Consider the following 25,130-nt stretch of genomic DNA (forward strand, 5'->3'; position numbering starts at 1 on the left):
TCAGGCGTTGAGGATTCCAGTGGTCATGCGACGGGAGCTGCCGAGGTAGTTGGCGGGGTCGCACAGCTCGTCGATCCTGGAATCTCCGAGCTGTTCGACGATCTCGGGATGCCTGCGCAGCTCCTCGGCGAGATCGGCTCCGCTGTCGATGGCCGCGCGGCACGCGTCGTAGACAACCTCGTGCGCGCGCTGGCGGCCGAGCACTGGAGCCACCGCCATCATGACCGCCTCGGCGACGATGAGACCTCCGGTGAGCGTGGTGTTGGCCCGCATCCGTTCGACGTTCACCTCCAGGCCGTTGAGCATGAACTCGGCCTGGTGCAAGGACGAAGCCACCAGCTGGAAGGCTTCCGGCACGGTCGCCCACTCCAGGTGCCACGGGCCGGTGGCGCGCTCGAAGTCCTGCATCATCGCGTCGAGCATCGACGACGCCCTGTCCCGCAACAGCTTCGCGGCGGCGACCATCAGTTCGCTGGAGATCGGGTTGCGCTTCTGCGGCATGGTCGAGCTCGCACCGCGCCCCGGCACGAACGGTTCGGCGAGCTCGCCGAACTCCGACGAGCACATCATCATCACGTCCCAGCCGATCTTGCCCAGCGAACCGCCGATCGCCGCCAGCAGCGCGACGATCTCGTTGAGCCCGTCGCGGGCGACGTGCCAGGTGATCTCCGGATCGCGGAGGCCGAGTTCGGTCGCCAGAGCCGCGCGCACCGCCAGCCCATCGGGCCCGTCACCGAGGGAGGCCAGCGTTCCCGCAGCACCGCCGAATTGAACCATCAAATCGCGCTCGCGCGCCTGGGCGAGGCGTTCGCTGTGCCGGTCCAGAGCCGAAACCCACACCGCCGTGCGGAAACCGAACGTCACCGGCAACGCGTGCTGGAGGTGGGTGCGCCCGGCGGTGACGGTGTCAGCGTGCTCGACGGCGAGACGGCGCAACGCGGCGCGCACCCCGTCGAGGGCATCGGTGACGAGGGCGAGGCCGTCCCGGCACTGCAGCATCGTCGCGGTGTCCATGATGTCCTGGGTCGTGGCGCCCCAGTGCAGGTATCCGCCCGCGTCACCGCACTGCTCGGCGAGCTGGGTGACCAACGGCAAAACCGGGTAGCCGACGTTCTCGGTGTCCAACCGCAACCGCTCGTGATCGAGCGCTTCGGCGCTCACCGAGTCGCTGATCACCTGCGCGGCCTCGTGCGGCACGACGCCGACCTTGGCTTCGGCACGCGCCAGCGCCGCTTCGGTCTCGATCATGCGCTCGATGAACGCGGCGTCGCTGAAGACCTCCCGCATCGCTGCGGTGGAGAACATGTCGCGGTAGAGGGAGGAGTCGAAAACGGTGCTGCTCATGAGGAACTCCGGGAAGTGGTGGCGGTGTCGGTGCGGGTCGGCGCTGAGGCGTCACCGTCATGCGGGGCGCGGTCCGGCTCGTCGGCGTCGTCTCCGTCGAGGGCCGAGGGATCGGCGAGCACTTCGCGCAGGCGCGCTCGGTCGAGATCACCGTTCCAGCGCGAGATGACCACGGTGGCCACGACGTTGCCGAAGGTGTTGCAGGCGGCGATGGCCATCGACATCACCCGGTAGACGCCGAAGAGGATCGCCACGCCTTCGATCGGGAGGTAACCGGTGGCGGTGACCGTCGAGGCGAACACCACGAACGTTCCGCCGGAGACCGTCGCCGCGCCCTTGGAGGTCAGCAGCATGATGACCAGCAGGCCGAGTTGCTGCTCCAGCCCCATCGGAATGCCGTAGGCGTTTGCCAGGAACAGCGTGCACAACGCCATGTAGATCGAGGTGCCGTCGAGGTTGAACGCGTAGCCGGTGGGCATCACCAGACCGACGGTCTGGCGGGACAGCCCCATCCGCGGCAGCTTCTTGAGCAGGCCCGGCAGACCGGCCTCCGAGGAGGCGGTGCCCAGCACGAGCGTCAGCTCGGTGCGCACCGCGCGCAGCAGCCGGAACACGTTGATCCCGGCGGCCAGGCAGATCCCGCCGAGGACGACGACGATGAACAGAGCCACCACGATCCAGTACTGGGCCACGAGCTCGGCGAGGGCGAACAACATCGCCGACCCGTTCGTGCTCACCGAGTAGGCGATGGCCCCGAAGGTCCCGATGGGAGCCAGCCCCATGATCACGTTGATCAGGGCGAAGAAGCCCTCCGCAGCCGTCTCCAGCCCCGCGGTGAACCGGGCCTGCACCGTCGGAGCGAGGGTGAGCACGCCGATTCCCAGCAGGATCGCGACGACCACGACCTGCAGCAGGTGACCCGAGCTGAACGCGCCGACGAAGTTGTCCGGAACCACCGTGGCGAGGAACCCCCCTTCCTCGGCCTCCGGCTTCGGCACTCCACTCGCCGCGTGCGCCCCGTTGAGCGCGCCCGCACCGATGCCGACGCCGGATACGTTGCCGGCGAGGAGCCCCAGCAGCAGCGCAACCGTGGAGACGATCTCGAAGTAGATCAGCGCGATCAGACCGGTCCGACTGGCCTTCTTCAGGTCTCCGGCCGCGGCGATGCCCATCACGACCGTGAGGAACACGAGCGGGGCGACACCGATCTTGATCAGGTCGAGGAAGGTGTCCCCGACGACCTTGAGGTGCGCCGAGAACGTGGGGAACAGCGCTCCGACCGCGATCCCCAGGACGATGGAGATCAGGACCTGGTTGCCGATCCCGGCGTACCAGCGCGATCTGCGCTTGGGGCGGCTGCTCGCGACGAGCTCGTCCGCTGATTTCATGGAACACCTCTTTGTGTCTAGACACATTATGTCTAGACACAAAAGTGGCTGAAGGTCGAACGGATGTCAAGGGGGAGCTAGCGCGCCGAAACCGCGCAGGTCAGGAGCGGACGAGCGTTGTCCGGTAGCTGAAGGTCTCGCCGGGGTGCACCCCGACCGTCGTCTCGAACAGGTCGCCGGCCTCGTCGTAGTAGTGCCGGACGAACTCCAGCGCGGGACTGCCCGGCGGCAGGCCGAGCGCCTCCGCGGGCTCGGCGGCCAGCGCGACCGCCCGGACCCACTGCACCACGCGGTGCGTCGTCCGGCCGGTGCGTTCCCGGAGCAGCACGCTGATCAGACGGGTGCTCTTGCCGAGGTCGTCGGCGATGGCGGCGGCATCCTCGCGCAGGAGGTAGACCTGCGACCAGGACACGGTCGAACCGTCCGGCGCGCGCCTGATGGTGGTCAGGCGGGTGCGGACAACATCGGACGGCAATCCGGTGACCTTCGCCAGCTCCGCCCCGATCGTGATGTCCTCCGACGCGGTCACCTCGCGCACCGCGTCCCGCCCGTACTGGACCAATTCGTCGATGCTGCCCAGGGACGTGTCGAACCGGGACACCGGGGTCAGCCGCTCGACGCGGGTACCGTCACCCTTGCGCCGGGAAACCAGACCCTGCGTCTCCAACTCGCGCAACGCGTTGCGCAACGTCTCGCGAGATACCCGGAACGTTGCCGCCAGCTCGGGCTCCGGAGGCATCCGCTGGCCGACGTCCCAGCGCTGCGCTGCGATCTCCGCCGCCAGGTCATGAGCGATCTGCAGGTAACGAGGCTCCCTCGCCCCCACCTCATCAACACGAGCCTCCACACCAACATCGTCTCACGAACCCAACCACCAGGCGGGAGCGCACCACGCGCTCACCAGGCCGATCCCGTGGACGGGAACAGGTTGTCGGAGGCTTCAGTCAGGCAGCGAGCGTTTCCGTGTTCGGGAGGTCGAACTCGCCGCGGCGGGCACCGTCGACGAAGGCCGCCCACTCCCCCGCCGTGTACGACAGGACGACACCCTTGCGGGAGTGAAGCGCGGCCGCGCCGGTGGTCTCGACGTGGATCCGGATCGCGGGGTTCGCCGCCGCGCGGCCGACGACCTCGTCGAGGAACGGCTGCCAGTGCTCGGCTGACACCGTGATCGACGGCCCGGCGCCATGGTCCTTGCTGTCCCGGACGTGGACCTTGCCGGTGTCGAAGAAGACCTCGACGCACTCGTTGCCGTTCGGATGACTCAGCGAGCTCTTGAACCAGACACCGACCGGCGTCCCGTGGTGGCCCTTGTTCGAGTTGTTGCTGATCATCGTCGCCCCTCATGCGTTCCTGCCCGACGGCTAGAACTGTCGAAGTACGTTCCACGGTCGTGGTGTTCGAGGACGACGGTATTGACCTACGGGCTGGTGACAATCCGGCGGCCGAGTAGTCCTGCCTTGAACGAGGCCTGTTGGCGAGCCGAGCTCGGCATCACACTTCAAGGATTCTGAGGTGTTCGGCGAAGGATGTGGTCAGGCTGTCGAGAACCGCTCGCCCCTTGGCCGCTGTGGCTTCGGAGGGGCGGCCGATGATCCCGTTGGTGGTGTAACCGCGCATGCCGGTCACCAGGAGGTGCGGCCTGCTGCTCGCATCATGGTCGGCTTCGGTGTGGCTCTCGCCGACCAACTCGGGGTGAGCGTGCAGGAGGATCGAGGTTTCGATCTCGCCGCCGTGCATGTCCTCATGGCTGTTTGGTCGCAGCCTCGGCGTGCTCGCGTGCGACGGCCCAGTCGTCTCGCCCTGGGAACAGCACGACGCTGCGGCTCCGCCCGTTCGCCTCTTGGACGACGTTGGACAGCACGTAGTTGCCGCCGTGCGCGTTGACCAGGACGAGTCCGGTGACGCCGGAGCGAGCTAGGGACGCGCGGATGTCGCCAACGATGCTGATCAGCGTCGTCGCGCTGATGCTGACCGTACCCGGCAAGCCCGGGAGCCCCTCGTGCTCGTGGGAGCAGAAGACCGTGATGGGCGGAAGCAGGAACAGATCGTAAGCCGCGGAGATCCGCTCGGCGATCACGCACGCGATCACCGTGTCGGTGACGAGTGGGAGGGGCTGTCCGTGCTGTTCGAAGCTCCCCACCGGCAGAACCGCAACCCGTGCGTTGCGGCGAGCTTCATCGGCCGCGGTAGCGGTGCTCACCAGATCCACGCGGATACTCCCACGCATAGAGGAGATGCCTGCAAAAGGCCATCTCATCACGCCTCACCGAACGCCGACCAGGCGATCAACCTCCGAACTCGCCAGAGCCCACGGCTCGAAGGAAGGCGCGGTATGCCTTGCGTTCCACCTTCAGGACTGGTGAGGCCTCTCCTAGCTTGGAGTCCCGGATCACGGGGACTTTCCAAGTTGAGGGCAACCTCGACACAGTTTCCGCCCTGGTTGCTGCGACTCGACTTCCGCCACTCAGGTCGGGCGTTCACGTCTACTCCTTCATGCGTGCCGCGTAGTCCCCTCACCCGGGCGGGCAGGCCATGTCCACCGGCGCTCCCGCCGAGGAGGGCTATGAGTCCGATCATCCTCGCCCGGCCGCGGCCCGAGCTCTTCGCGCAGTCCCGCCAGGTCATCCACGCGTTCCCCGCCGGACAGCACAACACCTGCGACCGCCGTCGCGCGCTCTGCGGCTTCTCCGCTCCCCCAACGCTTCTCGTCCCGGTCGCGGAGATCTCCGGAACGGGCTGCGAACTGTGCCTCGTAGCCCTCCCCGCCGATCTGCTCCCCGGCGACGCGGCGAACGCAGTCCTGCCACCAGCGCCTCCCGCGAGCGCCGGAGGCGAGCCGTACGCCATCGGCCTCCGCGGCGAACGCGTGCGGCACCGCCTCGCGCGCAATCCCGTGACGACACGGTTCGACGGCCGCGATGCCGTCCTCTGCGCCTGCGGAGCCATCGGCTGCCTCGCGCGCGGCCAACCACCACCCGGTTACCAGCCCTGCCCGCACTGCGACTGAAGCACGCCGCCCTGGACCCGCGTGAAAGGGACCAACACAACCATCCGCGATCAGCTGCACTACCGGTGTTCCGCGTCGTGGAAGAGTTCGAGGCGGCGTTCCAGGTCGTCCTGGGCGTTCGGCCACCGGAAGGCGTGGGGCTCGATCGACCCGGGGCTCTCGCCCCGCACGGCCGCTCGCAGGAACTCCTGCACGGCGCTCGGCTCCGGCAGCACGTCCTCGCCGAGGAAGCAGACCGGCGTCGTCCCGCCCTCACCGTCGGTCTCGACCCGCAACGCCCAGCCGCTCACCTCGTCCCAGGTCAGCAGCAGCGGATACTCCGGCAGCGTCGGGACGCGCGAGTCCAGCAGGATCAGCACGGTCGCCGGAGCCTCCTCGACCTCCAGGTCGACCGTGGTGAACTCCTCCAACCCGCTGGTCACGCCCCGCACGTAGGTCACCAGGCCGCTCACCGCGGAAGTCCTCATGCCCATCGGATCCCTCTCCGGAAGTCGAAAACCCACAAACCCCGGTTACCGACCAGCACGCCTCGTCAAACAGGCGACACCGGTCGTCGTCGCCGCGCCGCCGTCACCCCGTCGTGGTGAGCTCGCGCTCCGCGGCGTAGGTGAACCGGCCGGCGAGGCCCAGCAGCGTCAGCACGCGTTCGACGACGGGCGCCGGGACCAGCAGCAGCTCCTTGTCGCGGGCTTCGGCCAACCGCTCGGCCTCCAGCAGGGCGCTCACGCCCTCGGAGTTGATGAAGCTGATCTCCGAGAAGTCGAGGACGACCATCCTGGAGGTGCCGACCAGCCGCTGCCGGAGGAACTCGGTCAGGAAGTGGCTGGCGGACATGTCCAGCTCGCCGGACACCCGCACGACCACCACCCCGTCGCCGGGGCGGAAGACCCGCACCCGCAACGCCGCGCACGCCACCTCCGCCGAACGAGGGGACGGAACCGCATCGGTCAGGTCGGCTTTCATCACGAAGACCACACTCCAAGCCTGTTCCCCGCGCGACGAGGCGCGCGAACTGCAGAAGGGAAGCAGCCCCACCGGCACCGGCCGACCATGGGCCAGGGCGTCCGGGCGGAACCGCGGCGGCTGTGTGCTCAACCGACGATGAACCCGAGCCTACGGAAGGACGGCGAGCTTCGCACGGCTCAGGACATCGGTCTCTCGCGGGCGGTGCAGGTCGCGCGTAGGTTCGGGTGTTCCGCGACCCGGGAGGTGAGCGATGTTGACCGAGGACGAGGCCGAACGCCTCTTGACATGGCTCGCCGACGCGGTCGGCGGCCTCGGTGCGGCCCGCGACCTCCCCCAGACGCTGGAGTCCACCGCCCGGGGCGCGGTCGAAGCCATCCCCGGCACCGAGGCCGCCGGCATCGCCGAGCTGTTCGGGCGCGAGCAGTTCGTCGAACGCGTCGCCACCGGCGCCCTGCCCGAGATCGTGGACCGGCTCCAGCACGAACTCGCCGAAGGCCCGTGCCCGCTGGCGCTGGCGACGGGACGGACGATCCGCGTGCACGATCTGGGCGAGGAGTACGACCGGTGGCCGAAGCTGGCCGAGGCCGCCCGGCGCGAGAACGTCGCCGCCGCGCTCTGCTACCGGCTCGACACCCGGTCGGACAAGCGGCGCATGAGTCTGAACCTCTACGCCCGCCGGCCGGGCGTGTTCGACGACGAGGCCGTGCTGCTGGGCGAGCTGTTCGCCTCGCACGCGAGCATCGCCCTAGCCCACGCCCAGAACTCCGAACAGCTCACGACAGCTCTGAGCACCCGCGACCTGATCGGCCAGGCCAAGGGAATCCTCATGGAGCGCTTCGGCATCGACGACTACAAGGCGTTCCGCATGCTCGTGGAGAGCTCCCAGAACACCAACCTCAAGCTCGTCGACATCGCGACCTGGCTGACCTCCGGCGTCACCGGAGCCGAGGACTGATCCGGAACTGCGGCCCGCGAACTCCGCGTCCACGCCACAACAGCGCGCCGGTGAGCACGAGGCCCTTCGCGGTGCTGTTCCGGCGCTTTCGTGCCTCCAGCACCGCGAAAGGCCTGACGGGTCGCGGGTTTTCAGCTGTGCGAGTGGTCGCGGGAGGGGTCCACGGTCAGAGCGAAGATCAGGCCGCTGAGGGCGAGCAGGCCGCCGAACACGAGGAAGGACGCGGTGTAGCCGCTGCCGGGTGCGGCGGCGGTGTCGACCAGCCGCCCGGCGACCAGCGGGCTCACGATTCCCGCCGCGGCGGAGGCCGCCGTGATCATGGCCAAGGCACCGGGCCGTCGCGATGCGGAGAACAGCTCGGACACGACGGGGAACGTCACCGTGTTGACCGTGACCGAGAAGCCGTAGCCGAGGACGACCGCGGCGACGGCGACCACCGGGGCGTCGATCAACGGGATCGCGGCGAGCACGAGGCCGGACAGCAGCAGGCAGATGCCGCCGACCCGACCACGGCCGACCTTGGTCGAGGCGCCTCCGCGCATCAGCCGGTCGCCGATCCCGCCGATCAGCACCAACGCGCCCACGCCCGCCACGCTCGGCAGCGCGAACAGCATCCCGGCGGTGGTCGCCGAGTAGCCGAGCCCGGCCTGGAAGTAGGACGGCAACCAGGTGAACACCACCGCCGCGAGCGCGCCCTGGGCGAAGGTGGCGAACAGGCAGGCCAGCATCGTCGGGGTCCGCAAGCCGCGCATCCAACCGCGGTCCGAAGCCTTCGCGGCGACGTCGTCGGACCCCGCGTGCGGGCCGGGGCGGCCGATGAAGAACCACACCGTCGTCCACACCACGGCGATGGCACCGATCGCGACGAAGCCGACGCGCCACCCGAACGCCACCACGAGCAGCGAGATCACCGGCAGCAGGGCGATCTTCGCGAAGGACGCTCCACTGGTGATGATGGCGGCCGGCAGGCCGCGCCGGCTGGCGGGGAACCACGAGTAAGCCGCGTTGTGGGCCAGCGGCACCGCAGGCCCCTCGGCCGTACCGACCACGATCCGGCTCATCACCAGCATCATCGCCCCGGCGGCCAGCGCCGCCGGGATCTGCCCGAGCGCGCACAGGAGCCCGCAGCCGAGCAGGACGACGCGGGTGGAGATGCGTCGTCCGGACAGCCCGATCACGAGGCAACTGATCATGGTGAGCAGGTACGTGGCGCTGCTGATCATCCCGTAGGTCGTCGCCGACATGCCGAATTCCGCGCGAATCGGTTTGGCGACGATCCCGAGCAGTCCTTTGTCGACGAACACCAGGACGTGGGCTCCGGCCGCCGCTGCGGTGACCGCCCACGGCGTCCACTTCGGGACCGCGCGCGGCACGTCATCGGCCGGGGTCGGGCTCAGTTCGGTGGTCATGTGCGTCTCCTCGTTGAGAGCGATCGTCCCGCAGCCGGTGGCGCGGGATCGGGTGGATCAGGGCGCCGGAGCCAGTTGGGCCCCGCCGCAGACGTGCAGGACCTCGCCGGTGACGAAGCCGGCCGCCTCGGAGGCGAGGTAGCCGACGGCGTGCGCGATGTCCTCAGGCGTTGCGAAACGCCGCATCGGCGTCATCGCGAGGTGCTTGGCCTCGAAGGCCGCGTACTCCTCCTCGCTGCGATCACCTCGGGTGAAGGGAGTGGCCACCATGCTGGGCGCGACCGCATTGGCAGTGACACCGAACGGCGCCAGTTCGAGGGCGAGGGAGCGGGTGAGACCGACGACGGCGGCTTTCGAGCTCGTGTAGGCGATCGGCCCGCCCGACAACCAGGTCCGGGAGGTGATGTTCACGACCCGCCCGCCCGCGCGCGTAGAGCTCCACAGCGGAACGGCCTTGCGGCACAACGCCGTCGGGCCCCAGACGTTCACGGCCATCACGCGCTCCCAGTCATCGCGGCGGAGAGCCTCCATGCCGCGAGGTGCGGTGACGGCGGCGTTGTTGACGATCACGTCGAGCCGCCCGAATCGCCGTTCCACCGTCTCCACCAGCGCCTGGACCGACTCGTCGTCGGCGACGTCGAGGTAGCACGCCTCGACGCCCCTGAGGTTCTCGCTGCGCTCGCGGGCGCCGTCGAGGTCCCGGTCCGCGAGCAGCACCACTTCGGCCTGTCCGGTGAGGTGTTCGCCGATCGCGGCCCCGAGGGCTCCGGCTCCGCCCGTGACGACGGCGACCCGGCCGGCGGTCACGAGGTCACCACCGCGGGCTCGTTGGCGTGCAGGACTTGCAGACCGACCTCCAGCGCGGCCTCGGGGGCCAGATCGGGCGTGAAGTCCTCGAGGGACAACCAGCCGTCGTAGCCACCGCGGTGGAGCGCGGTCCGGAGGGAACCGACGTCGAGCACGCCGTCGTCCATCGGAGACCAGTGCAGCTCCCACGGCCCGCCCATCCCGGTGGGGACCCAGCGCGCGTTCTTGACGTGCACGTGGGCCAGGTGCGCGCCGAGCAGGTCCACGGCGGTGCCGTGGTCCTCGTAGCCTTCGACCAGCAGGTTTCCGGCGTCGTAGATCACGCCGACGAGGGCGGGGTCTGCCTCGGCCACGATCCGCTGCGTCAGCGACGCGCTGGGGCAGATCGTGCGCTGGTGCAGCTCCAGCAGAGCCCGAACGCCGTGCGCGGAGGCGATCTCCTGCAGCTCGTCGACGAACCGGCGCGCGCGGTCCGCGTGCTCGCCCCACGGCGCTCCGTCGCGCCACGGAGCCCGGAACCGGAACCACGGGACCCCCGCTTCGGCGGCCGCCGTCGCCGCCCGCCGAGCCGCGACCAGATCGCCGCATTCGACGTAGGTGTCCAGTCCCACGAGCTCCACGCCGTTCCGGCGGCACCGGTCGGCGACCCCGGCGACGTCGGCGAAACCGAGGGTGCACCGGTTGTCGGTGAACACGTCGGTTCCGCGTCCGGGGCCCTCGTCGGACACCCGCCACTCGATGCCGGCCAGCCCCGTCTCGACCGCGAGCGCGATCGCCTCGTCCGGGGACCGGTCGTAGAACATGATCGAACAGGCGCTGATGGGGTTCACGGTCGCCTCTCTTCGATGTCAACCATGCCCGAGAGTGAACGCCGCACCACCCGCCCCTGTCCAAGACCAGCTGAGACGCCCCGGCCATGCCTCGAAGGCATGGCGCCGGTGCGATACTCCCGGGGTGGAACTGCGTCACATGCGCTACGTCCTGGCGGTGGCCCGCCACGGGTCGTTCAGCCGCGCCGCCGAAGCGCTGCACATCGCACAGCCCGCGCTGAGCCGGCAGATCCGCGCCATCGAGGCCGAGCTGGGCGTCAAGCTCTTCGACCGCGGTTCCACCGGTGCTTCGGTGACTCCCCCCGGCCGGACGTTCGTCGCCCACGTCAGGCAGGTCCTGGCGCTGGCCGACTCGACCGGCGAGGTCGTGCGCGCGGAATCGCCGCAGCGCGAACTCGTGCACATCGGCCTGCCGCCGGGACTACCGCAGACGTGGACCGTCGAGGTCTCCCGCCGGCTGCTGGACGAGGTGCCGAACGCATCGGTGCGGTTCGTCGAGGCCGGCAGCACCGAACAGCTGCGGCTGCTCACGCAGGGCAGGCTCGACGTGGCCGTGGTGCACCAGCTGCCCCCGGCCGAGACCAGATCGGTCCTGATCGCCAGCGAGCCCCTCGGGGTAGCCATCCGGCCGGACCACCCGCTCGCCGAAGCGCCGCGGTACCGCTTGGCCGACCTCGGTCGGCTGCGGATCCTCGTGCACTCGCGCGATCAGATCCCCACGCAGCAGGACGGGGTGCTCGCCGCCGCCGGGTCCGCCGGGATCGAACCGGAATGGATCTTCGCGCGCTTCGTCGAACACGCCCGCGCCTGCGCCGAAGCAGCCGAGGTCGACGCCGTCCTGGTCGGTTCGCACACGGCGCGCACCCAGCTGGACGGCTGGGTGTGGAAGCCGATCGAAGACCTCGAACTCGCCATGAACACCTGGCTGGTGCACCGCACCGACGCCCGCGACGTCGTCCCGCCCACCATCGCGGCGATCAAGACCTCCGCCGCACGCCCCGACTTCGACGCCGCTCCCCCGTCGTGATCAGCGCGGCGGGGCAGAGGCGCCGTGGGCGGATGAGCTGAGCCGCCGAACACCCCGATGTTGACAGCGCTTACTTTCGCGCCTACCGTGATGTAATCACTGTAAACATCGTGGGTCGGGCGATGCCCTGCCCACCTCGCCGGTGACCGGCGGGCGCACTCGGAAGACGAGGGACGATGCAGACCATCCTGGGAGCGAACGGCCAGATCGCGGTCGAGTTGGCTCGGGAGCTGAACCGCCGGTACACGACGGACCTGAGGCTCGTGAGTCGCCGTCCGCGCGCGGTCAACGCCGCGGACAGCCCGGTCGCCGCCGACCTGCTCGACGCCGAGCAGACGAAGGCCGCGGTCGCGGGCAGCGAGATCGTCTACTTCACCGCCGGACTACCCCCGAAAACCGAGCTGTGGGAGGCGCAGTTCCCCACGATGCTCCGGAACGCCCTGGACGCGAGCCGGTCCGCAGGCGCGAAGTTCGCGTACTTCGACAACACCTACATGTACCCGCAGGACGACCGCGTCCAGACCGAGGACACCCCCTTCGCGCCGGTCGGGCGCAAGGGCGAGGTCCGCGCGAAGATGGCCTCGATGGTGCTCGACGAGATGGCGCGGGGCGACATCGACGTGCTCATCGGTCGTGCCCCGGAGTTCTACGGACCCGGTCGCACGCAGAGCTTCACCAACACCCTGATCATCGACAACATCAAGAACGGCAGGAAGCCCCGCGTGCCGGTGCGCGACGACCGACTGCGCACGCTCATCTGGACACCTGATGCGAGCCGGGGGTTGGCGGCACTGGGCAACGCGCCGAAGGCGTACGGGCAGACCTGGCACCTCCCGGTCGACGACAACCGGCCGACCTACCGGGAGTTCGTGGCCATGGCGGCCGAGACCTTCGGCCGCGACGCCGGGTACACCGTCGTTCCCAGGTGGGTGCTGAGCTCGGCCGGCCTCTTCTCCCAACAGGTTCGGGAGATCAAGGAGCTGCTGCCGCGCTACGCGCAGGACAGCCGCTTCGACTCCTCGAAGTTCAACGCGGCCTTCCCCGACTTCAACGTGACCACGTATCGAACCGGACTCGGCATCATCCGCGCGGAGACCCACGACGAGCGGGCCGGACAGGACCAACGCCAACAGTGATGAGGGGCTGACATCGACCCGCCGGATCGTGCGGTATGTTTACAGCGCTTACGCGGGCTTGAGGAGTGAACTAGCGGTGTCGACATCCGAGAAGAGCGGCTACCACCACGGAGACCTGCGCGCGGCCCTGCTGACCACGGCGATGCAGATGCTGGAGAACGGGGAGGCCTTCTCGCTGCGCGCCGTCGCCCGCAACGCCGGCGTCTCCCCCACCGCCCCCTACCGCCACTTCCCGGACCGCGACGCCTTGGAGGCCGCTTTGGCGGTCCAGGGCTTCAGCGACCTCAAGCACGATCTGACCGACGGCCACGACTTGCCCACCTCGATCGCCGACCTCGCGGAATTCGGCGTCACCTACGTCGACTTCGCCCTGCGGCGACCGGCGCTGTTCCGGCTGATGTTCGGCAACCCCTGCGACGACTCCGACGACGAGCGGGTGAAGGCGGCCGACGCGCTGCACGAGCTCCTCGGGCAGGCCCTGGCGCACGTCGCACCCGAGGCGGACACCACCGCGCTGGCCTGCGCCGGGTGGAGCCTGGCCCACGGCCTCGCGTTCCTGCACCTCGACGGCAAACTCCCGGCCGACTCCCCCGAGGCGGTCGCCGATCGAGTGCGCTCGGCTTTCCTGGCCATCACCACGATCCAGGGCGAGCCCGGAAACCGGCGTCGCAGCTGAGCCGAGCGGCACGCCCCCGCCGCGACCTCGTCCTCCCGAACGTCAAAATGGCGATGTCGGGCGCTTTTGCCCGCATGCGCAGGGATAGCGATCCATTGAGGACTAACCACACCGCGGCGACCGGATCAGAACTTCGGGAATAGCAGCGCCGGATCAATAAGTCCATAATGGACTCAGTGGCGCAGGGCTGAGCGTGAACGTGACCGTCAGCGTATGCGACCCGGCCCCGGAGCCGTCGAACGCCAGTTCCTGCATCGACCTCGATGTCGCCGCGTTGCACGTGAGAGCAGATGCGGCGACACTCGTGTTGACAGTGCTTACATTCGCCTCTAATCTGCGTGAGCACCGTTAACATTGCCCATGAGGGAGTTGCTCCAATGCCCACGACGCACCAAGCCACGGTCGAGGTCGACCTCGCCGGCCGCACGGTGGAGGTTCCCCGGGACGGCTTGTTCGACCGGTACCGGATGAACACCGATCTGGACGAGGTCGCTCGCGATCCGCGTGTCAGCGGCGTGGACTTCTTCCGGAACCTGCCCAAGACCGAGGTCGAGTCGCCGATCGGCCCGACGCTCACGCCGAACTTCTACTACCGCATGTCCTCGACCCGGCTGACGGTGCTCGCTCGCTCCCGCGCGATCCGCTCCCGCCTGCCCCGCGAGCTGGCGCCGCTGGAGGTCGCGCCGGGAATCGGGCTGATGTCGGTGATCTTCTTTCGCTACGACGTGTGCGACATCGACTTCTACACCGAAGCCGCCGTCGGAGTCGCCGTGCGGCCCGCGCGGCACGGCAAGCTCGGGTTCGTGGATCTCCTCGCGGCTTTGAAGAACGACCACCTGGACTCCTACGTGCTGTCCTTGCCGGTCAACACCGACATCGCCCAGGTCCGCGGCCACGACGGTTACGGCTTCCCCAAGTGGGTCACCGAACTCGACGTCGACATCGACGGCAGCCGCACCACCGCGCGCGTGGCCAACGACGCAGGCGAGACCGATGTGGCGTTCTCCGCACCCACCCCGTCGCAGACCCGGTATCCCAGCGGTGAACGCGTGTCCGGCCTGACCTCGTACACCTCGATCAACGGCGCGTGGCACTCCACGTTCAGCCAGACCAACGCCCTGTCCGCGGGGAGCACCTCCTTCCCACGCGACGTCGACCTGCAGCTCGGCCGGGGACGCATGTCCGACGACGTGCGCTCGCTCAAGCCGATCCGCACCATCCGCCTCGACGTGATCACCGAGGGACAGCTCGCGCTGCACATGCCCGTTCCGCACTCGGTACCGACCAAGGCGTGATCCGGAAACTCACGTCCGCGCAACGTCATTGAGGAGTCGACTGATGACCGGAGTTCTGCAGGTTCTCTCGGCCGCCCGCGTGTGGACGCTCAAGGACGGCACCGAGCACCCGACCGGGTTCTGGGCGGAGGAGTTCGTCGTGCCGCACCAGCTGTTCACCCGAGCCGGTTGGGACGTCACCGTGGCCACCCCCGGCGGCAAGCAGCCGGTCGTCGACGAACTCAGCCTCGGATTCAGGGGCGGCGTCCTGCCGTCCCGGGCGAAGAAGCTGCGCGCCGAACTCGACCAGCTCGCTCCGGTGCTGCGCAGCCCGGCCGACCTGTCCGAGATGGATCCCGACGACTTCGACGTCGTGTTCTACTCCGGCGGCCACGGCCCGATGGAGGACCTCGCCGTCGACGAGGTCTCGGGCGCGCTGCTGACCAAGCGGTTGCACTCCGGTCGTCCGCTCGCGCTGCTGTGCCACGCCCCGGCCGCCTCCCTGGCCGCCGAGAACCCCGATGGCAGCTGGCCGTTCGCCGGCTACGCGATGACCGGGCTGTCCAACGCCGAAGAGCGGATCAACCCCTTCGCGTGGAAGGCCAAGTGGCTGCTCGAAGACCGCCTCAAGCAGGCCGGTGCGCACTACACCGCCGGGCTCCCGCTGAAGTCCAAGGTCGTCGTCGACCGCAACGTCTACACCGGGCAGAACCCCGGCTCCTCAGCCGCACTCGCACGCCGCATCATCGCCGACGTCTCAGGAGAGGAGTAGCCCGGCACCAACAGGTCTCCATGCGCAGGACCTGACTGGTCGGACACCGAACACCATCACGGAGTTGGAGAGAGCAATGCCTGAAATCCCGCCTCCCATCACCCCAGTCCTCGAACCGGAAGCCGCGGAGCTGGCCAAGGCGACCGATCCGCATCCGCGCATCTACGAGCTGCCCCCGGATCAGGGCCGGCAGATCCTGCTCGACCTGCAAAGCGGCGAAGGCGTGCCGCGCCCGGAGGTCGACGAGACCTGGGTCGAGGTCGACGCCGGGGAATGGGGCACCGTTCCCACCCGCATCATCCGCCCCGAGGGCGCGTCGGGCCCGCTGCCGGTGGTGTTCTACATCCACGGCGCCGGGTGGGTCTTCGGCGACGACAAGACCCACGACCGCCTCTTCCGCGAACTCACCGTCGGCGCCGGCGCCGCGGGCGTCTTCCCGGTCTACGACCGCGCACCGGAGAAGGGTTACCCGACCCAGGTCGAGCAGAACTACGCGGTGGGCCGGTGGGTGCTGCAGCACGGCGCCGAGCACGGCCTGGACACCTCCCGCGTCGCGGTCACCGGTGAGTCCGTCGGCGGCTGCATGTCCGCGGTGTTCGCGCTGATGAACAAGGAACGCGGCGGCATCGACCTCAAGGCCCAGGTGCTGCTGTACCCGGTGACCAACGCCGACTTCGACACGCCGTCCTACGTTCAGTTCGCCGAGGGCTACTACCTCACCCGCGACGGCATGAAGTGGTTCTGGGACCAGTACACCACCGACCCCGCCCAGCGCGCGGAGAAGTACGCCTCCCCGCTGCAGGCGTCCCTGGACGAGCTCAAGGGCCTGCCCACCACCCTCGTCATCACCGACGAGGCCGACGTGCTGCGCGACGAAGGCGAGCAGTACGCCAACAAGCTGCGCGAGGCCGGTGTCGACGTGACCTCGGTCCGCGTCGCCGGGATGGTCCACGACTTCCTGCTCCTGGACAGCCTCCGCGACACCCGCGCGGCCAACGTCGCCCGCCACCTCGCCATCGACGCCCTGAAAACCGCGCTGCAGTAGCGAGGACCCGACGGGTTCGGCGTGGCCGCGCGCAGCGGCCACGCCGAACCGAACCACCGTGGTGCCCGATCGGCCCACTTACCCACCTCCAGCACACCTCTACCCGGTACCCCTTTCGCGCACGGAGCCAGACCATGAACCCCGTACCCGCCAGCACCGCCACCACCGCTTCGACCACTGCGGGAGCGCTGCCTCCGTCGATCACACCGGCGGTGCTGCAGCGCTTGTCCGCCCGGGTCGCGGCTCCGGCCGAGGCCCCGACGGTCACCACCCGCGCCCCCTACACCGGTGCCCCGCTCGCCGACCTCCCGATCTCCACACCGGAGGACCTCGAGCGCGCGTTCGCGCGGGCCCGCCGCGCGCAGGCGGCCTGGGCCGCCACACCCATCGGCGAGCGCAAGAAGATCCTGCTGCGCTTCCACGACCTCGTCCTCCAACGGCATAACGAGGCCCTGGACCTCATGCAAGCCGAGAGCGGCAAGACCCGCCGGGACGCGTTCCTGGAAGTCACCGACATCGCCATCACCGCGCGCTACTACGCGCGCAGCGCCGAGCGATACCTGGCGCCCCAGCGCCGCCGCGGCGCCATCCCACTGCTGACCCACACCACCGAACTGCGCCACCCCAAGGGCGTCGTCACCGTCATCTCACCGTGGAACTACCCCCTGAGCATGGCCGCAGGCGACGCCATCCCCGCGCTGATGGCCGGAAACGCCGTGGTCCAAAAACCCGACACCCAAACCTCGCTCACCGCGCTCTGGGCCCTGGACCTCATGCACCAGGCCGGACTGCCCGCCGACGTCTGGCAGATGGCCATCGGGCGCGGCAGCTCCATCGGTGATGCGCTCATGGCAGACGCCGACTACGTGATGTTCACCGGATCCACCGCCAGCGGACGCAAGATCGCCCGCGACGCCGGTGAACGCCTCATCGGCTCCTCGCTCGAACTCGGCGGCAAGAACGCCATGCTCGTGCTCGACGACGCCGACATCGACCGCGCCGCCGACGGCGCCATCACCGCCAGCTTCCCCTCGACCGGTCAGCTCTGCGTGTCGATGGAGCGCATCTACGTCGCCGAGGAGATCTTCGACGAGTTCGTCGCCGAGTTCGCAGCCCGAACCGAAAAACTCCGGCTCGGCGCCGCCTACGACTACAGCATCGACGTGGGATGCCTGACCAACCCCTCCCAGCTCGACACCGTCACCGCGCACGTCGAAGACGCCAGAACCAAGGGCGCCACCATCCGTGCCGGCGGCCGAGCGCGGCCCGACCTCGGGCCGTTGTTCTACGAACCCACCATCCTCACCGGCGTCACCCCCGACATGCTGGCCCACCACCAGGAGACCTTCGGCCCAGTCGTCTCGATCTACCCCTACCGCGACCTCGACGACGCCGTCGCGCAGGCCAACGCCACCCCCTACGGGCTCAACGCCAGCGTCTGGACCCGCAACGGCGCCAGAGGACGCGCGGTCGCGGCACGCCTGCACGCCGGAACCGTCAACGTCAACGACGCCTTCGCCGCCGCGTGGGGAAGCATCGACGCCCCCATGGGCGGCATGGGCGATTCCGGCCTCGGCCGTCGTCACGGCATCGACGGCATCCTCAAGTACACCGAGGCCCAAACCATCGCCCACCAACGCGTCCAGGGCTTCTCCCCGCCCTCCGGCCTCTCGCACGAGACCTGGTCCACCCTCCTGACCAGTGCGCTGAAGCTCCTGAAGGGCATCGGCTCCCGCTAGGGCCGCGGTTCTCCCGGGTCTGCTCGCTGAACTGCACGTGGGGAACGCCGCTCACGTCGTGGCCGACGGGTCGGCGCTGAAGCGTCATCAGAAGTGGTTTCGCGCTGCCCGTCCGCTGCGGTTGCGGGGTGTCGTCGCGAGTCCAATCCTGGGCTGGTCGCCAACTGCCGACCCGGGCGGTTCCCTTGCGATCTTCGATGCCGGCTCGTGCCTGGCTGCGTGCTGAAGAAGGTTCAGCGACCGCCGAAAACCTGAGGAGATGACGTCTATGCCCGGCAACAAGGCCGTTGCCTACATCGAGCCGCATCGCGTCGAAGTTCAAACGATCGACTACCCGAAGCTCGAACTGCAGGACGGCCCTGGGGTCAACCCGGCGAACGTGGGCCGCCAGTGCCACCACGGGGTCATCCTGCGGTGCGTCGCCACCAACATCTGCGGCTCGGACCAGCACATGGTGCGCGGCCGCACGACCGCTCCGGCGGGACTGGTGCTCGGCCACGAGATCACCGGCGAAGTCGTCGAGGTCGGCCGCGATGTGGAATTCATCAAGCAGGGTGATCTGTGCTCGGTTCCGTTCAACATCGCCTGCGGCCGGTGCCGGAACTGCAAGGAGGGCCGCACCGACGTGTGCCTCAACGTCAACCCGGACCGGCCCGGGTCGGCCTACGGCTACGTCGACATGGGCGGCTGGGTCGGCGGCCAGGCCGAGTACGTGATGGTCCCCTACGCCGACTGGAACCTGCTGCCGTTCCCGGACAAGGACCAGGCCATGGAGAAGATCCTGGACCTGACGATGCTCTCGGACATCTTCCCGACCGGGTACCACGGTTGCGTGTCGGCGGGCGTCACCACCGGCTCGCAGGTCTACATCGCCGGCGCGGGACCGGTGGGACTGGCCGCTGCGCACTCCGCTCAGCTGCTCGGGGCATCGGTGGTCATCGTGGGCGACATGAACGCCCAGCGCCTCGACCAAGCGCGCAGCTTCGGCTGCGAAACCGTCGACCTGACCAAGGACGCCTCCCTCGGGGAGCAGATCGAGCAGATCCTCGGCGTTCCCGAAGTCGACGCCGCCGTCGACGCGGTGGGCTTCGAAGCTCGCGGGCACGGGGACCAGGCGGGCCAGGAGAAGCCCGCCACCGTGCTCAACTCGATCATGCAGGTCACCAGGGCGGCCGGGAAGCTCGGCATTCCGGGGCTCTACGTCACCGGCGATCCCGGCGGGGTCGACGCAGCCGCTCAGGAAGGGAGCCTGTCGATCCGGATCGGTCTGGGCTGGGCGAAATCGCACACCTTCACCACCGGGCAGTGCCCGGTCATGCGGTACCACCGCGGACTGATGAAGGCCATCCTGCAGGAGCGGTGCACGATCGCCAAGGCGGTCAACGCCACGGTGATCGGCCTGGACGACGCGCCTCGCGGCTACCAGGACTTCGACAGCGGGGTCTCCAAGAAGTTCGTGCTCGACCCGCACAACAACCTAGCCGACAAGAGAGCCATCGCGGCCTGATCGACGCACCTGCGCGACCCCGTCGCGTGACCAGGCGGTTCAGCGCGGGGTGCTCAGGCTCAGGGCGACGAGGACCGCCTCGAGGTGGCTGCGGCAGACGGTCCGGGCGCTGTCCGGACCCGGCCGGGCGCGAGTGCCTTCCACGTCGCATATCCACGTACCGGTGCACGCGTTGCGGTACACGTGGGGTGCCTGGTGGTGCGAGGGCTGCTGGGAGATCTGCGACGGGTACATGATCGGACCGTTCTGGGTGGCGCGATGCGCGAAGCTGACACCACCCAACGTCCTCCGCCGCAGCAGCCCCGAACAGGGGATTAATTACCAACAACCCTGCGTAGTCGGCCAGCCGCGTCGAGGCGGTGAGCTAGGCCCCGACGACGAACAGCGACAGCATGACCGTGGCCAGCACCAACGCCATGACGAGCGCGATGCTCAGCGTCGTCCCGTCGATCGTGATCCTGGTTCCTGCGCCGTGGTGCGGTGTGGTCATGCCACGTCCCCCCTTGCCCCCGAGTCGTCGGTGAGACCCCGGCCGGACCGACCGGGCTTCCGTCAGAAGTGAACCGAGCGGACGCGCAGGTCACCAGGTCCGAAAGTCCCGCTTCCCCGGCGATCACCGCGAGACTCAGGCTCGGCCGTAGACGGGCACCACCCCTCCGGTGGTGACCTCGTTGTCCGGCGCGGCCAGGAAACCGACCGTTGCCGCGATCTCCGCTGGAGACGGCCAGCGCCGGTGGTCGGCACGCGGCATGGCCGCCCGGTTGGCCGGGGTGTCGATGATCGCGGGCGCGACCGCGTTGACCAGGACGTGCTGTTGCACCACCTCGGCGGCGAGCGCCTGGGTGAGAGCCGATACACCGGCCTTGCTGACGGTGTACGCCGTCGTGCCCGCGCCCTGCCGGGGCTCCAGCGCGGCACGGGCGGCGACGTTGACGATGCGGCCGCCGCTCGGACCGAACGCGGCGAGCGCCCGGCGGCAGCACAGGTAGCAGCTGACGAGGTTCGTGTTCAGCATGCGCATGAGGCTGCCCTTGTCGGTGTCGGCCAGATCTCCCATGCCGAACCCGCCCGCGAGATGGATCGATGCCCACAGGTCGGAGACGCCGTCGTAGAGGCGATCGACGTCCGACTCGTCGGTCAGGTCGCATCGGGGAACGAGGGTGACCCGATCGCGATGCGGAAATGAATCGGCTTCGGCATCGGTGAGGTACGGGACGCGGCACTGCGCGCCCGCGTCGAGCAACGCGGCCACGACGGCGACGCCGAGCGCCCCGGTGCCGCCGGTGACGATCACGGTTCGATTCGCGAAGTCCATGTGCTCCCCCACTCGTCTCCTGGCCAGTGTCCGAACGGACCGAGGATCGCGCGACAGGAGGCGGGGCTGCGGGCATTCACGCGGCACGCACGTCACGCGGATTATCGGCTCTGGCTATCACCCTGACTCGAATTCCGGCCTTGTCGACGCCCTCGATCAACGGTGGAGTTGTCCCAGCGCAGCGCCAGGTCAACCAGATCCACAGCCGTGACGGAGGCTCACATGGCATCAGCCGAAATCGGGGCACCGGTGGTGTCACCACCCCTGCCCCGTCGGGACCGCAAGGCCTGGGGCGTCGTCGTCCTGCTCTTCGCCTTCTTCACCCTGAACTTCGCGGACAAGGCCGCGGTGGGGTTGGCGTCGCAGCAGATCCGCCACGACCTCGGGCTCAGCGCAGCCGACTTCGGGCTGGTCGGCAGCGCGTTCTTCTGGTTGTTCGCGGTCGGCGCCGTGGGCTTGTCGGCAGCCATGCGCTGGATCTCCGCGAAGTGGGCGGCGGCGATCCTGATGTTCACCTGGGTGGCGAGCATGCTCCCGCTCGCGGTGCCGACCACGTTCGGGGTGCTGCTGGTGTCGCGGATCGTGCTGGGCTTCTTCGAAGGCCCTGCGCACGCGCTGTGCCAGAGCGTGGTCGCCGACCGGTTCCCGAAGGAGAAGCGCGCCTTCGCCGGGTCGATCGTCAACGCCGGGTCCTCGGTCGGTCCGCTGATCTCCGCACCCGCCTTGACCTGGGTGATCGTCTCGCACTCCTGGCACGCCGCGTTCCTCGTGCTGATCGCGGTCGGCATCGTCTGGCTGGTCGTCTGGCTCTGCTACGTCGAGCGGCAGCCGCTGCGCAAGCGCCCCTCGGCCGAGGATGCGGAAGCCGACCCCAACGGCCGCATCGACGTGCCGTTCCTGCGGTTGCTGCGGCTGCCGAGCTTCTGGGGGCTGAGCCTGATGTCGTTCGCGGGCTACCTCATCACGTCGCTGAAGGTCGCCTGGCTGCCCGCGTTCCTCGGCGAGGGGCTCGGCTACTCGCCGACCACCGTGGGGTGGCTGGTGACCCTGCCCTACGCGACCGCGATCGTGGTCCTCATCGCCAGCGGTTACCTCTCCGGCCGGCTCCTCGCGCGGGGCTGGAGCTCGCGGGCCGCTCGCGGGTACTTCAGCGGCGCGCTGATCATCTTCGCGGGCCTGAGCATGATCGCGTTCACCCTGGTCGGTCCGGGGAAGCTCCAGCTGGCGCTGGTGATCTGCACCTTCTCCATCAACAGCGTCGCGTTCTCGGTCGCCTTCGCGGGCGCGTCCGACTTCCTCCCGCAACGCCAGCGCGCCGCGTTCTTCGGCTGCGTGATCGGCTTCTACAGCCTCGCGGGGATCATCGCCCCCTACGCGCTGGGGCTCATCGTCCAAGCCGGACCGACGGCCTCCGCGGGCTACGCGAACGGGTTCCTCGTCGTCGGCATCGCCATCTGCGCGTGCGCCGCGGTCGGTGCGCGGCTGCTGAACCCGGAGGCCGCCCGCCAGGCGCTGGAGGCCGAGACCGCGATGAGGAGGGCGTCGTGACGCAGCTACCGCTGACCGGGATCCGGGTCGTGGACCTGGGCCAGTACATCGCCGCTCCCGGGGCCGGGCAGCAGCTGGCCGACCTGGGAGCCGAGGTGATCAAGGTGGAGAGCCTCACCGGCGACCAAGCGCGCTCCGTCGGTTCGTTCGGCGAGGCGATGCTGCACGCCAACAACCGCGGCAAGCGCAGCATCGCGGTCGACCTCCGCCGCCCGGATGGCTTCCAGATCGTCGACGAGCTGTGCGCGGAGTCGGACGTGCTGCTGCACAACTTCCGGCACGGATCGGCCGATCGCCTCGGCATCGGTCCGGAGCAGGCGCGCTCACGCCACCCGCACCTGGTCTACGGGTTCGTCACCGGCTTCGGCACCCGCGGCCCCTCCGCGGGACGAGCGGGCCTGGACATCGCCGCGCAGGCCGAGTTCGGGGTCATGCACACCACCGGCGACGCCGACGGAGAACCGCAGCGCGTCGGCTTCACCATCGCCGACGTGCTCGCCGCCAACGCCCTCGCCACCGGGGTGCTCGCGGCCCTGGTCCGCCGCGGCCGCACCGGCGACGGCGCGCTCGTCGAGACGTCGCTGATGGAGGCGGTGGTGGCGGCTCAGGCGGCGCAATGGACGAACTACCGGCTCACCGGCGAAGCGCCACGGCGGACCGGAAACGGCCAGCCCGCGGTCGCACCCGCCGCGGACCTCGTGCGGACCGTCGACGGCGCCGTCGTGGTGTCGGCCTACACCGAAACCAAGTGGGCGGCGCTGTGCTCGGCGATCGGCAGGCCCGAACTCGCCGCCGACCCGCGCTTCGCGGACAACCGATCGAGGGTCGCCCACCGCGCGGAGCTCAAGGAGGTCCTGAGCTCCGCCCTCGGCCACCTCACCCGCGCCGAGGCCATCGCGCTGCTGGCTTCGCGGGGGATCGTGTGCGGCTCGGTGCGCTCGTTCGACGAGCTGGTGAAGGACCCGGACCTCTCCGCGTCGGGCCTGGTCGTCGAGCTGGAGGAGCTCGGCATCGACGCCCCCGCCGCGCCCTTCCGGGTCGACGCGGCGGCGCGCGGCCGGACCTCGGCCGCGCCCCGGCTGGGCCAGCACACCCGCGACGTGCTGCGCGAACTCGGGCGCGGCGACGACGAGATCGACCGGCTCGCCGACGACGGCGTCATCGGCGAGCCGCAACACCCACGAGGGATGGAGACATGATGACCCGCGGCACGCCGGACTTCGACGCGTACCTGCGCACGATCGCCCAGTTCACCGACGACGAGCTGATCCCGGCCGAACCCGAGATGGTCGCCGCCGGGCAGGTCCCGGACGGGCTCGTGCAGCGCATGGCCGAGCTCGGGCTGTTCGGCATCTCGATCCCGCCCGCCTACGGCGGTCTCGGCTGGAGCATGGAGCAGCAGGTGCTGCTGACGTTGGAGTTCACCAGGGCCTCGTGCGTCTACCGCTCGCGCTTCTCGACCGTGATCGGGCTCTGCTCGCAGGCGATCCTCGACCACGGCACCGAGCAGCAACGCCGCGAGCTGCTGCCGGAGATGGCGAGCGGCCGGCGGGTCACCTCGTTCGCGCTGACCGAGCCGGAGGCCGGTTCGGACGCCACCAACGTGCGGACCACGGCCGAGCGCGCCGGTGACGGGTGGGTCCTGGACGGTTCCAAGCGCTACATCACCAACGCGCACTGGGCCGACACGCTGCTGGTCTTCGCGCGCACCGACGACGCCGAGGTGTCGGCCTTCCTCGTGGACCGGACCGCGCCCGGCGTGTCGACCCGGGTCCCCGAGCTCATGAACGGCCACGCCGAAGGGCCCGTCGGCGAGATCGACCTGAAGTCGGTGCCCGTCGCCGAGAACGGGCTGCTCGGCGGGGTGCCGGGCACCGGGCTCGCCGCCGCGATGCGCGGCATCAACCACGCCCGGCTGCACGTGGCGGCCACCTGCGTCGGCCAGGCGACCCGGATGCTGGAGGAGACCACGCGCCACGTCCTGAACAGGCACCAGTTCGGCGCGCCGCTCGCCGAGCTCGGGGTCGTGCAGGCCCAGCTGGGCCGCTGCTACTCGGAGATGGAGGCCGGGCGCGCGCTGGCCCTCGACGCAGCGCGCTCCTTCGACGCCGGAACCGTTCCCCGGCACCGGATTTCGGCTGCGAAGCTGTACTGCTCGGAGATGGTCGGCAGGGTCGCCGACCAGTGCGTGCAGCTGCTGGGCGGGGAGGGCATCGTCGGACCGCACCCGGTGCCCCGGATGTGGCGCGACGTCCGCACCCTGCGGATCTACGAGGGTGCCTCCGCCATCCACGAGCGCAACCTCGGCCGCGCGATGACCAGGTCCGTCGCGGCGGAAGGAGTGCTGCCGGACAGCTACCGCGTACGTTAGTGCTGGTCCGCGGG

The 25,130-nt window shown here is 69.5% G+C and carries 26 protein-coding genes and 1 pseudogene; 13 read left to right on the forward strand and 14 right to left on the reverse strand.

The window, feature by feature from the left end; all coding sequences use genetic code 11:
* From QFW96_RS06235 to QFW96_RS30175, 6 genes and pseudogenes are all read right to left on the reverse strand, one after another.
* Window positions 1-1,344 (reverse strand): class-II fumarase/aspartase family protein, encoded by a 1,344-nt coding sequence (locus QFW96_RS06235; protein WP_281454563.1) that lies wholly within the window; start codon window positions 1,342-1,344, stop codon window positions 1-3.
* On the reverse strand, window positions 1,341-2,732 hold the full coding sequence (locus tag QFW96_RS06240) for a cation:dicarboxylate symporter family transporter (protein ID WP_281454564.1): 1,392 nt from the start codon (window positions 2,730-2,732) through the stop codon (window positions 1,341-1,343). The genes QFW96_RS06235 and QFW96_RS06240 overlap by 4 nt, the downstream gene beginning before the upstream one ends.
* 100 nt (window positions 2,733-2,832) lie before the next feature.
* Window positions 2,833-3,558 (reverse strand): GntR family transcriptional regulator, encoded by a 726-nt coding sequence (locus QFW96_RS06245; protein ID WP_281454565.1) that lies wholly within the window; start codon window positions 3,556-3,558, stop codon window positions 2,833-2,835.
* A 118-nt stretch (window positions 3,559-3,676) separates the two neighbouring features.
* Window positions 3,677-4,063: a DUF397 domain-containing protein gene (locus tag QFW96_RS06250; protein WP_281454566.1), complete on the reverse strand. Its 387-nt coding sequence runs from the start codon at window positions 4,061-4,063 to the stop codon at window positions 3,677-3,679.
* 160 nt (window positions 4,064-4,223) lie between these two features.
* A pseudogene (locus tag QFW96_RS06255) lies at window positions 4,224-4,959 on the reverse strand (creatininase family protein).
* A 29-nt stretch (window positions 4,960-4,988) separates the two neighbouring features.
* Window positions 4,989-5,357: a DUF397 domain-containing protein gene (locus tag QFW96_RS30175; RefSeq protein ID WP_343231357.1), complete on the reverse strand. Its 369-nt coding sequence runs from the start codon at window positions 5,355-5,357 to the stop codon at window positions 4,989-4,991.
* Here QFW96_RS30175 and QFW96_RS06260 point away from each other — a divergent pair.
* A complete protein-coding gene (locus QFW96_RS06260; protein WP_281454567.1) occupies window positions 5,296-5,739 on the forward strand; it encodes a hypothetical protein in 444 nt (147 codons plus the stop codon). The genes QFW96_RS30175 and QFW96_RS06260 overlap by 62 nt on opposite strands.
* A 59-nt stretch (window positions 5,740-5,798) precedes the next feature.
* Here the strand turns inward: QFW96_RS06260 and QFW96_RS06265 are convergent, their stop codons facing one another.
* Window positions 5,799-6,206: a DUF6292 family protein gene (locus tag QFW96_RS06265; RefSeq protein ID WP_281454568.1), complete on the reverse strand. Its 408-nt coding sequence runs from the start codon at window positions 6,204-6,206 to the stop codon at window positions 5,799-5,801.
* Window positions 6,207-6,309: 103 nt separating this feature from the next.
* The gene (locus QFW96_RS06270) at window positions 6,310-6,714 is read right to left on the reverse strand and encodes an STAS domain-containing protein (protein ID WP_281454569.1); all 405 of its coding nucleotides are present in this window, start codon (window positions 6,712-6,714) and stop codon (window positions 6,310-6,312) included.
* Window positions 6,715-6,955: 241 nt separating this feature from the next.
* On the opposite strand from QFW96_RS06270, the gene QFW96_RS06275 reads away from it, so the two are divergent.
* Window positions 6,956-7,660 carry a GAF and ANTAR domain-containing protein gene (locus QFW96_RS06275; protein ID WP_281454570.1) on the forward strand — a complete coding sequence of 235 codons (705 nt, stop codon included), beginning with the start codon at window positions 6,956-6,958 and terminating at the stop codon, window positions 7,658-7,660.
* A gap of 131 nt (window positions 7,661-7,791) precedes the next feature.
* Here the strand turns inward: QFW96_RS06275 and QFW96_RS06280 are convergent, their stop codons facing one another.
* From QFW96_RS06280 to QFW96_RS06290, 3 genes are read right to left on the reverse strand one after another with little or no spacing between them, the layout of a single operon-like run.
* Window positions 7,792-9,069: an MFS transporter gene (locus QFW96_RS06280; protein ID WP_281454571.1), complete on the reverse strand. Its 1,278-nt coding sequence runs from the start codon at window positions 9,067-9,069 to the stop codon at window positions 7,792-7,794.
* 57 nt (window positions 9,070-9,126) lie between these two features.
* A complete protein-coding gene (locus QFW96_RS06285; RefSeq protein WP_281454572.1) occupies window positions 9,127-9,876 on the reverse strand; it encodes an SDR family NAD(P)-dependent oxidoreductase in 750 nt (249 codons plus the stop codon).
* Window positions 9,873-10,706, reverse strand: a complete 834-nt coding sequence (locus QFW96_RS06290; protein WP_281454573.1) for a sugar phosphate isomerase/epimerase family protein — start codon at window positions 10,704-10,706, stop codon at window positions 9,873-9,875. Before QFW96_RS06290 ends, QFW96_RS06285 begins: the two co-directional genes overlap by 4 nt.
* A gap of 124 nt (window positions 10,707-10,830) precedes the next feature.
* Here QFW96_RS06290 and QFW96_RS06295 point away from each other — a divergent pair, with 124 nt between their 5' ends.
* The 8 genes from QFW96_RS06295 to fdhA all read left to right on the forward strand — a co-directional run bounded on the left by QFW96_RS06295 (window position 10,831) and on the right by fdhA (window position 19,882).
* On the forward strand, window positions 10,831-11,733 hold the full coding sequence (locus QFW96_RS06295) for a LysR family transcriptional regulator (RefSeq protein ID WP_281454574.1): 903 nt from the start codon (window positions 10,831-10,833) through the stop codon (window positions 11,731-11,733).
* Between the two features lie 176 nt (window positions 11,734-11,909).
* Window positions 11,910-12,869, forward strand: coding sequence for an NAD-dependent epimerase/dehydratase family protein (locus QFW96_RS06300; RefSeq protein WP_281454575.1), 960 nt, complete (start codon window positions 11,910-11,912; stop codon window positions 12,867-12,869).
* Window positions 12,870-12,945: 76 nt separating this feature from the next.
* On the forward strand, window positions 12,946-13,545 hold the full coding sequence (locus tag QFW96_RS06305; protein WP_281454576.1) for a TetR/AcrR family transcriptional regulator: 600 nt from the start codon (window positions 12,946-12,948) through the stop codon (window positions 13,543-13,545).
* Between the two features lie 377 nt (window positions 13,546-13,922).
* Window positions 13,923-14,840: an acetoacetate decarboxylase family protein gene (locus tag QFW96_RS06310; RefSeq protein ID WP_281454577.1), complete on the forward strand. Its 918-nt coding sequence runs from the start codon at window positions 13,923-13,925 to the stop codon at window positions 14,838-14,840.
* 43 nt (window positions 14,841-14,883) lie between these two features.
* The gene (locus QFW96_RS06315; protein WP_281454578.1) at window positions 14,884-15,591 is read left to right on the forward strand and encodes a type 1 glutamine amidotransferase domain-containing protein; all 708 of its coding nucleotides are present in this window, start codon (window positions 14,884-14,886) and stop codon (window positions 15,589-15,591) included.
* 76 nt (window positions 15,592-15,667) lie between these two features.
* Window positions 15,668-16,636, forward strand: a complete 969-nt coding sequence (locus QFW96_RS06320; RefSeq protein WP_281454579.1) for an alpha/beta hydrolase — start codon at window positions 15,668-15,670, stop codon at window positions 16,634-16,636.
* A 134-nt stretch (window positions 16,637-16,770) separates the two neighbouring features.
* On the forward strand, window positions 16,771-18,375 hold the full coding sequence (locus tag QFW96_RS06325; RefSeq protein WP_281454580.1) for a succinic semialdehyde dehydrogenase: 1,605 nt from the start codon (window positions 16,771-16,773) through the stop codon (window positions 18,373-18,375).
* Between the two features lie 268 nt (window positions 18,376-18,643).
* Complete coding sequence (fdhA, locus tag QFW96_RS06330) at window positions 18,644-19,882, forward strand: formaldehyde dehydrogenase, glutathione-independent (RefSeq protein ID WP_281454581.1); 1,239 nt, start codon at window positions 18,644-18,646, stop codon at window positions 19,880-19,882.
* Between the two features lie 39 nt (window positions 19,883-19,921).
* On the opposite strand, the gene QFW96_RS06335 is transcribed toward fdhA, so the two are convergent.
* From QFW96_RS06335 to QFW96_RS06345, 3 genes are all read right to left on the reverse strand, one after another.
* Window positions 19,922-20,164, reverse strand: a complete 243-nt coding sequence (locus QFW96_RS06335; RefSeq protein ID WP_281454582.1) for a hypothetical protein — start codon at window positions 20,162-20,164, stop codon at window positions 19,922-19,924.
* An 82-nt stretch (window positions 20,165-20,246) separates the two neighbouring features.
* Window positions 20,247-20,372, reverse strand: a complete 126-nt coding sequence (locus QFW96_RS06340) for a hypothetical protein (RefSeq protein ID WP_281454583.1) — start codon at window positions 20,370-20,372, stop codon at window positions 20,247-20,249.
* 135 nt (window positions 20,373-20,507) lie between these two features.
* The gene (locus QFW96_RS06345) at window positions 20,508-21,197 is read right to left on the reverse strand and encodes an SDR family NAD(P)-dependent oxidoreductase (protein WP_281454584.1); all 690 of its coding nucleotides are present in this window, start codon (window positions 21,195-21,197) and stop codon (window positions 20,508-20,510) included.
* A gap of 222 nt (window positions 21,198-21,419) precedes the next feature.
* Between QFW96_RS06345 and QFW96_RS06350 the strand changes: the two genes are divergently transcribed.
* From QFW96_RS06350 to QFW96_RS06360, 3 genes are read left to right on the forward strand one after another with little or no spacing between them, the layout of a single operon-like run.
* Window positions 21,420-22,745: an MFS transporter gene (locus QFW96_RS06350; protein WP_281454585.1), complete on the forward strand. Its 1,326-nt coding sequence runs from the start codon at window positions 21,420-21,422 to the stop codon at window positions 22,743-22,745.
* The gene (locus tag QFW96_RS06355) at window positions 22,742-23,944 is read left to right on the forward strand and encodes a CaiB/BaiF CoA transferase family protein (protein WP_281454586.1); all 1,203 of its coding nucleotides are present in this window, start codon (window positions 22,742-22,744) and stop codon (window positions 23,942-23,944) included. Before QFW96_RS06350 ends, QFW96_RS06355 begins: the two co-directional genes overlap by 4 nt.
* Window positions 23,944-25,116 carry an acyl-CoA dehydrogenase family protein gene (locus QFW96_RS06360; RefSeq protein WP_281454587.1) on the forward strand — a complete coding sequence of 391 codons (1,173 nt, stop codon included), beginning with the start codon at window positions 23,944-23,946 and terminating at the stop codon, window positions 25,114-25,116. The genes QFW96_RS06355 and QFW96_RS06360 overlap by 1 nt, the downstream gene beginning before the upstream one ends.
* Window positions 25,117-25,130 lie beyond the last annotated feature (14 nt).

Source organism: Saccharopolyspora ipomoeae (genome assembly GCF_029952525.1).
GTDB lineage: Bacteria > Actinomycetota > Actinomycetes > Mycobacteriales > Pseudonocardiaceae > Saccharopolyspora > Saccharopolyspora ipomoeae.

Bases quoted from the DNA above. Each gene is read 5' to 3' on its own strand.
- QFW96_RS06235 (WP_281454563.1), bottom strand. From the start codon at position 1,344: ATGAGCAGCACCGTTTTCGACTCCTCCCTCTACCGCGACATGTTCTCC.
- QFW96_RS06240 (WP_281454564.1), bottom strand. From the start codon at position 2,732: ATGAAATCAGCGGACGAGCTCGTCGCGAGCAGCCGCCCCAAGCGCAGA.
- QFW96_RS06250 (WP_281454566.1), bottom strand. From the start codon at position 4,063: ATGATCAGCAACAACTCGAACAAGGGCCACCACGGGACGCCGGTCGGT.
- QFW96_RS06260 (WP_281454567.1), top strand. From the start codon at position 5,296: ATGAGTCCGATCATCCTCGCCCGGCCGCGGCCCGAGCTCTTCGCGCAG.
- QFW96_RS30175 (WP_343231357.1), bottom strand. From the start codon at position 5,357: ATGACCTGGCGGGACTGCGCGAAGAGCTCGGGCCGCGGCCGGGCGAGG.
- QFW96_RS06265 (WP_281454568.1), bottom strand. From the start codon at position 6,206: ATGAGGACTTCCGCGGTGAGCGGCCTGGTGACCTACGTGCGGGGCGTG.
- QFW96_RS06275 (WP_281454570.1), top strand. From the start codon at position 6,956: ATGTTGACCGAGGACGAGGCCGAACGCCTCTTGACATGGCTCGCCGAC.
- QFW96_RS06280 (WP_281454571.1), bottom strand. From the start codon at position 9,069: ATGACCACCGAACTGAGCCCGACCCCGGCCGATGACGTGCCGCGCGCG.
- QFW96_RS06300 (WP_281454575.1), top strand. From the start codon at position 11,910: ATGCAGACCATCCTGGGAGCGAACGGCCAGATCGCGGTCGAGTTGGCT.
- QFW96_RS06310 (WP_281454577.1), top strand. From the start codon at position 13,923: ATGCCCACGACGCACCAAGCCACGGTCGAGGTCGACCTCGCCGGCCGC.
- QFW96_RS06315 (WP_281454578.1), top strand. From the start codon at position 14,884: ATGACCGGAGTTCTGCAGGTTCTCTCGGCCGCCCGCGTGTGGACGCTC.
- QFW96_RS06320 (WP_281454579.1), top strand. From the start codon at position 15,668: ATGCCTGAAATCCCGCCTCCCATCACCCCAGTCCTCGAACCGGAAGCC.
- QFW96_RS06325 (WP_281454580.1), top strand. From the start codon at position 16,771: ATGAACCCCGTACCCGCCAGCACCGCCACCACCGCTTCGACCACTGCG.
- fdhA (WP_281454581.1), top strand. From the start codon at position 18,644: ATGCCCGGCAACAAGGCCGTTGCCTACATCGAGCCGCATCGCGTCGAA.
- QFW96_RS06340 (WP_281454583.1), bottom strand. From the start codon at position 20,372: ATGACCACACCGCACCACGGCGCAGGAACCAGGATCACGATCGACGGG.
- QFW96_RS06345 (WP_281454584.1), bottom strand. From the start codon at position 21,197: ATGGACTTCGCGAATCGAACCGTGATCGTCACCGGCGGCACCGGGGCG.
- QFW96_RS06350 (WP_281454585.1), top strand. From the start codon at position 21,420: ATGGCATCAGCCGAAATCGGGGCACCGGTGGTGTCACCACCCCTGCCC.
- QFW96_RS06360 (WP_281454587.1), top strand. From the start codon at position 23,944: ATGACCCGCGGCACGCCGGACTTCGACGCGTACCTGCGCACGATCGCC.